Source organism: Streptomyces sp. NPDC048171 (assembly GCF_043202655.1).
Classification (GTDB): Bacteria; Actinomycetota; Actinomycetes; order Streptomycetales; family Streptomycetaceae; genus Streptomyces.
In genome coordinates this window covers 1-6,652 of the sequence record NZ_JBIDAU010000033.1, presented here as the reverse complement: position 1 = coordinate 6,652, position 6,652 = coordinate 1, and the positions used below count along the sequence as shown (strand labels likewise).

The 6,652-nt window shown below is 68.7% G+C and carries 6 protein-coding genes and 1 pseudogene; 3 read left to right on the top strand and 4 right to left on the bottom strand.

What is annotated here, in order from left to right; genetic code table 11:
• The first annotated feature begins 303 nt into the window (after positions 1-303).
• From ACGF3J_RS38640 to ACGF3J_RS38630, 3 genes are all read left to right on the top strand, one after another.
• The gene (locus tag ACGF3J_RS38640; protein ID WP_393856118.1) at positions 304-798 is read left to right on the top strand and encodes a hypothetical protein; all 495 of its coding nucleotides are present in this window, start codon (positions 304-306) and stop codon (positions 796-798) included.
• Positions 799-1,343: 545 nt separating this feature from the next.
• The gene (locus ACGF3J_RS38635) at positions 1,344-1,850 is read left to right on the top strand and encodes a hypothetical protein (protein WP_393856117.1); all 507 of its coding nucleotides are present in this window, start codon (positions 1,344-1,346) and stop codon (positions 1,848-1,850) included.
• A gap of 469 nt (positions 1,851-2,319) precedes the next feature.
• Positions 2,320-3,216, top strand: coding sequence for a replication-relaxation family protein (locus ACGF3J_RS38630; protein ID WP_393856116.1), 897 nt, complete (start codon positions 2,320-2,322; stop codon positions 3,214-3,216).
• A gap of 124 nt (positions 3,217-3,340) precedes the next feature.
• Here ACGF3J_RS38630 and ACGF3J_RS38625 read toward each other — a convergent pair whose 3' ends face one another.
• The 4 genes and pseudogenes from ACGF3J_RS38625 to cas6e form a co-directional block, all read right to left on the bottom strand.
• Complete coding sequence (locus tag ACGF3J_RS38625) at positions 3,341-4,261, bottom strand: ATP/GTP-binding protein (protein WP_393856115.1); 921 nt, start codon at positions 4,259-4,261, stop codon at positions 3,341-3,343.
• Positions 4,255-4,848, bottom strand: coding sequence for a hypothetical protein (locus ACGF3J_RS38620; RefSeq protein WP_393856114.1), 594 nt, complete (start codon positions 4,846-4,848; stop codon positions 4,255-4,257). Before ACGF3J_RS38620 ends, ACGF3J_RS38625 begins: the two co-directional genes overlap by 7 nt.
• Positions 4,849-5,239: 391 nt before the next feature.
• Positions 5,240-5,460, bottom strand: a pseudogene (locus tag ACGF3J_RS38615) (GNAT family N-acetyltransferase); the annotation flags it as partial.
• A gap of 590 nt (positions 5,461-6,050) precedes the next feature.
• Positions 6,051-6,652, bottom strand: a 602-nt coding sequence (cas6e, locus tag ACGF3J_RS38610; protein ID WP_393856113.1) for a type I-E CRISPR-associated protein Cas6/Cse3/CasE, incomplete at its 5' end; no start/stop codon positions are given.

Below are 6,652 nucleotides of genomic sequence, written 5' to 3'. Positions count from 1 at the left end.
CCGCTTCGCTCTGCCTCCGGCAGCCGAATACTCGCTTCGCTCGTTTCGCGCGTCCCCGCGCGAATGGTCCGCCTCCGGCGGATCGTCCTTAATTGGCCTCCGGCCAATTAAGGACGTGCGTGCCTCCGGCACGAAATGCTGGCTGGTTTTGGTGCCTCCGGCACTTCCGCTCTCGCCTCCGGCTTGAGCGGACTTTCTTGCTGTATTCGGTTTCCTTTCTGTCCCGTTGGGCAGAATTAGGAGTGTCGGGGTAGAGCGGCAACTCTCCCCGGTCTTCTCTCTCCAAACAGACGAAGGGGAAAAATGGAACTCAAGCCGGTTTCTCTGAACGTGATCGCGGAAGCCCGCGAGGAGGCTCACGCGGTCATGGCCTCTCTGATGGCGCAGCTCGTGCCTGGGGAGCACGTGGTCAGGCTCGGGGTGGACATGGAAGGGATGGAGCGCCCTCTGAGCGCTGTCCTTCCGGTCACTGTGGAGGGTAAGGGCACTTCGGATGACCTGGTGGGGGCTGAGCCCAAGTACCTGGACAACTTCGTGTTCCTGCTGACGTGCGGACTGGCTCAGACGCTGTGCTCTGGCGTCATGTACGTGCGGTCCACCGCCTCCGGCGGCGGGCAGGCGACGGTCCGGGCGTGGCACCTGTGCTGGGGTGTCCTGAACGAGTGCCCGGCCGCTGAGGCCGCCGGGCTGCTGGACGGCCGTGAGCCCGGCACCTATGTGGACGCCTTCGACGTCCATTCCGTGCCCGAGGACGACGGCGAGGCGGTCTATCCGCCTGTCGCCTACACCGTGGGCTGACGCCCTGCGGGCCCATGGTGGCTCCCTGGGGCCCGTCTCCTGCCCCGCAGTCCGCACGGGGCACGGAGGGGTGCTGTGGATGGCGACCCGGCACCCCTCCGCCACAGACGCGGGGGCGGGGGCGGGCGCGGGTGGGGGCCTCCTGCATTCAGGTGGTCCGGAGGATCCTTCCTGAAATGCACTCGGGGCGCATGTCCGGAGGACGCCCCGAGCGGCTCGGGCGGAGGGAAGTCCGGAGGACGTCCCGGAGCACGCGCCGGCATTGGTCCGGAGGACCATACGGCCCCCACTCGCGCCCGCCCCCGCGAGAAATGAATGGGCCTCCGGCCCGCCTTTTATCGACGGCCTGCCATCAAGGCGAATTTTTTTGGATTCATCCTCTTATTGATGCCTGAATGCGCCTGGCGGTGAATTCCGAATCAAGCGGGTCGGCAAACCCTTTCCGGAATTCACCGCCAGTGTCTCTCTCCAACGAGACTGGTCTAGTGTAGAGGAAGGGAGTCACGGCGCTGTGCTGCGCCCAGCATCTTGAAGGGGTTTCGGTAATGAGTGATGCGCTGCGCCGGATTTATGACGAGCGGTGGGTTGTCAACCGCATGTGGATCATGCAGCACACCGGAGCATCGGCGGCCACCGTGGCCCGCTGGTACGCGCAGCGGGAACAGTACCCCGAAGAGCTCCGGTTCCCAGAGGCGGCCTGCATGCTGCAACGCACCCACTACTACGACCAGGAAGCCGTCGAAACGTTCTGGAACGCCTGGCAGGCCGACACCGGCACAGGCCGCCTACGAACGGCTGGGAGGCGGCCCGGCGACGGACAGGGCAACCACGGCGGCGGCTGGGGACGCGAACGACGTGAGCAGGCCGTGGCCGCCGCCCTCGCCGCGCTCCGACAGGCCGGCGGCTATCAGCGGGGTATGGCCGCACAACTGGCGCGCCATCACGGCGGTAACGAACGCGGATGGCAACGCGCCGTAGCCGAAGCCCGCGCCCGCTACAAGCACTGCCAGCACCCAGATGGCACCGAGGCCAACCGGCAGCCTGCACCCTGACCCCCGCAAGCTACGCCCCTGCCCTCTTCCCTGTGATGCGCCGTCCTCATGCGGCGCGACGCGCGAAGGCCCCGCCGACGCACAACCGGGACAGGGACCGCCCCGATCCCCCGGCCGCCCACCACCACGCCCGTCCCTCCCCCCTTCCCTTTCTTCTTTCCAGTCCGTGACCAGCGCAGGGGTGTGCAGAGGGGGATGTCGGGCTCCCGGCCACGACTCTACGGATGTGATGACCTGCCATTCCGTCACCAGGCCCGCGAAGGGCGCGAATAGATGTCGGCGGGGTTGTCAGCAGGGACCGTGGAGGGGTTGCGGGCTCGGTCCGCGGCGGTGTTGTCACATCGTGACCGTGGTCGAGCCTCGGTGGTCGACCTTCTGGTCGAAGCGGGCTGGTGCCGTGGACGAGATGAGCGGTGCCGCACGCTGAGAGCGGCACCGCGTGGACTCTTCACGGCAGGAGCTTTCAGGAATGGTGCACGAGGATGCGGGCGGCGGGGACCGCCTCGCGCTGGCCGTCTTGGCGCAGTGGCGGATGGCGACGACGGAGCAGATGCATGTGCTGGTCGCGCCCAGGGTGCGGATCGAGCAGACACGGCGGCGGCTTGCCAAGCTGCGCGGGGAGGGGCTGGTGGACCGGGTGACGCTGCCGCAGGCCGGCCGGACCCGCTGCTGGTTCCTCACCCAGTACGGAGCGCAGATCGCCTCCGAATGGCCCGAACTGCGAGGGTGGCGACCCTCGCGGATGGCATCCGACCCGACCGCCGCCCGGCTACGCGTCGGACACGCCCTGGCGGTAACGCAGACCGGGCTCGCGTTCGTCCAGGACGCCCGCCAGCATGGGGACGTGTGCCAGCCTCTGGACTGGATGCCCGAAGTCCACCACCCCATCGGTGGGGGCGAGGCGGTCATCCCCGACGCTCTGCTCTACTACCGCAGCCGCGCTACCCGCGGTGGGAACAGCGGGTCGATGCTGCGGGCGTTCATCGAAGTCGACCGCGCCACCATGGGACCCGAACGCCTCGCCGCGAAACTCAGCGCGTACGCCCGCCTCCACAGCTACGTACCCGCTCCCCCGCCCGGCACCAGACCCCACCTGGCTGTGCAGGAGGAAAGCTGGCGGCGGCACTACCCGCTGTTCCCGCGGCTGCTGTTCGTCCTCACCGGCACCGGCCCCGCCGGCGTCGATAACCGCATCCACGCCCTCAACGCCGCCGCCAAGCAAATCCCGCCCACATTCCTGCGCAAGGTACCCATCCTGGCCACCACCACAACCGAACTACTACAACACGGACCCTCCGCACCCATCTGGCAACCCGTCACCCACCCCGGCCACACGGCCAGCTGGATGCACACACAGCACCCGTGAGTGCCTGAACACTGGCGCCATGCCCGCTCACCCCTGGCAGCAAGCACCTAGCCGCGACCATGCAGGTCACGGTCGCTTGCACTGGGCTCTCCCAGGGAACTCGGAGCGCCCACTTCAGGGGGCTTCAGTTGACAACCTGTACCTCACCGATGCGGACACCGACGGTGCTGTCCCGGGTCTCGGTCCACTCCCCCGCGTCGCCCGCGGGTTCGCCGGCGGACACTTCCCACGTGATGGTCCAGGTGGAGGTGGCGGTCAGCGGGAACCGCTCGCCGGGCCAGCCGCTGCTGGTGCGTGTATAGCGGTGCCCGCAGTCCGGGGAATCCGCCATGCTCTGACTGCCGCGGTAGGGGGTACCGGGGCCGGCGCAGGCGACGGTCGCACCGTCACCCATGGTCCAGCGGATCGAGGTGACCTCGGCAGTGGCCGTCACCGTGACATCGCCCGCGGAAGCCGTCGCGGTCGCCGGGCCGTAGGTGTTCTCACCCTGGTTGACCCACAGCCACATCGGCACACCGACCGCGTACTCGCCGCCCGGGCGCGGCGAAGCGACGTCCGGGCCATCCAGGCGCATCGAGTCGACCGCCCGACGGGCGAGGACCTCCGGATCGATCGCGGGCTGCGCGGGCGCCGGCTCACCGTCCGGGACCCAGACCACACCGATGCGTCCCGTGTCCGGGCACATCACCTGGTACACCGCTCCCTTGCCGCCCTGCCTCTTACCGTCCTGCATCGCCAGGTTATTGGCCGGCGGCTGAGGGACGAGCTTGGTGTAAGTGCACTTCGCCGCCGCCGTGCCGCCCCTACCACCCACGCCGGCCCCGGAACCCGCCGCAGGCGCACCCGAACTCCCAGACGAACCCGCGCGACTAGAGGGATCGGACGCGCAGACCTTGACGTATTTCGAGGCTCCCCGGCATCCGGGGGCGCCGACGCCGGTACCACCCCTATCGGCGTAGGCGGGTGCGGTGCCGACCGCCAGGAGCGCGGTCACGGCCGCAATCGTCGTCGATCCTGCGAGCGTGATGCGACGCTTGGTCAGCATGCCCCGCCGCCCTGGGTGTTCACCTCGGTAATCATCCAGCGGCCGTCCCAGCGTTCTGCCGTCGCGGTGGCGATGTAGCGCAGGGGCTGCTCCGAGGGCAGCGGGATCACCTTCTTCGCCCGCACGTCGTACGTCTGGTACTCCGACAGGTCGATGCAGTCTGACAGCTTCGCCGTGGGTGTCTTCGCCTCAAGGTCGAGGCTGGTCACCTCCGGATCGTGGCCGATCTCGCCGCGTACGACCGTCCCGGCCTCCTTCATCCGGGCCAGATCCAGACGGGTCTGCCCAAGAGCGTCCAGGGTGGCATAGCGCTCAAGACCGGTGCCCTTGTCCGTGCCCGTACGGTAGGCCTCGCCTTCCGCCTCGGTCATGGCCCGGTACACCGCCAAGACCTTCACCTCATCGGCGGCATGCAGGTCCTGCGTCCCAGACGCCGAAGCGGCCGGCACCGACGGTACTGCCGACGCCGCCGAAGAGCTCGCAGGCTTGCCGTCACCGCCAGAGTCTCCGCAGCCGGCCAACACCCCGGCGAGCACGACAGCGCAGCACAGCGCCTCGGTTCGTCGTCCCTGCACAGTCGCACGCATCCCAGCCCCCAGTGATCACCGCCCGGTCGACGCCACCGTAGTCGCTTACGCACACCAGGAAACAGCAGAAACGGGCCAATACGCAGCCCAACCATGGACTGCACAATCCCCGACCATGGACTGTTCAGCCCCGACCACAGGCCCGACCATCGCAGGTCACAGCACTGTGCAGCCCCAACAGCCGGAATGTGCACACCGCCAACGCCATGCACAGTCCGCACCCCGCAGCATCGCTGCACAGTCGGTTGCACAGGCAAGACGAAACGGCGAGAGAGAGCAGGGAACGGGGTCACCTGCCGAACAGCGGCACCGCGTCCAGAGATAGGCCCGGGGCGGGGCCGGTGGAGACGTACCGGATGACGGCCCGCCGGCCCGCCTCATCGCGGACGACGTCCACCACCGCCTCCACCCGTACTCCCGTGCCTTCCTCCTCGATCGTCCGCAGGTGGCGATGAAGCGCTGGGCGCGGGCCGGTTCCGTCCACGGCGGGGAGTCCCAGTAACGCAGCACGTGGGCGCTGCCGTGCAGCGCGTAGAGCGACGCCGCGTCGGCGTCGGTGAACGGCCGCAGCCGCAGGCGGGCGGTGTGCGGCTCGGGGGTGGGCAAGGTCATGCGGAGCATCCTGCCGCGTCACGCTCGCCCCCGACCATCCGTCTATCCGGACAGTCGGGGGCGCGTACGTTCCTGGTGCCTGAGCGGGGAGCGTGGGGCGCTTGCCCTGGTCGACGAGGGCGGCGGCGGCCTGGTGCGGGCCGGCAGCGCGCTGGACGGGATAGCCGGGCATGGTCGCGTACCAGCTGCCGTGACGGCGGTGGACGGTTCCGGTGGCGATCTGGCCGACGGTGACGGGTAGAAGCCCTCGAGGATCGGGTCAGCGTTACCTACATGCGTAAGACGGTCGGAACACCCCCGCTTCGGCGGGGAGGGCTCGTGGGTCACGGCGATGCATGTGCCGACGACTGGAGCACCTCCGCGTGGGCGGGAAGGACTCAGACAGCAAGGTCTTCGTCGAGGTTCAGGCTGGAGCACCCCCGCTTTGGCCGGGAGGACTGATGCCGACGGCGGCTCATGTGCGCGGTCTCCCGACCACCTCCGCGTCGGCGAAATGACTACGTGGTGTTCAGTCCGATCATGTCCATCTTCGGAGCACCCCCGTGTCGGCGGCCAGGAACTCGTGAGCCTAGCAGCCGTCGAAAGGCAGGCTATAGGACTGCACGGGCGAGACTGAGCAGGCCGGCGCCGTAAGACTTGGCCCGTCCGATGCCAACCAGTACAGCCTCGGCGAGAGCGTCAGGGTCGGTGACGGTGGCGATGCCGTCGTAGCGCAGCAGGTGGTGCCGCATGGCGGCGGCGTTGTCGCCGCGGCCATGTACAGCAGCGACTGGGGTGGGCAGCGCTGTGGCCAGGTGCAGGCCAGCCTCGTGGGCGCGGCGTGCCCACCATTGGTCGGCTTCCGGTCCGGTGAGGGCGATGCGTTTGCCGCGCTGGCCCTTGTTCTCCAGCGGCAGGCGTTCGGATTTGACGGGGTTGACGACGATTCGGTAGCGGACGGCGAGGCCCTTGTGGAGGGCGTTAAACACCGGGGTGAGGTCTTTGACGTCGGCGTGGCCGTAGTCCTTGGGCAGGCGTGTCGGGTTGAGGGTGGCGGCCTGGACCAGGAGCGTGTTGAAGGTGTCGGTTACGTCGAGGCGGTACAGGAGCCCGGCCGTCTGTCGGGGGCTGTCGCCCAGGCCGTCGGGGACCAGACGCATCAGGGTGCGGTGCATGTCGGTGGCGTTGCGTAGGTCGCGTTGGACGGCGCGGC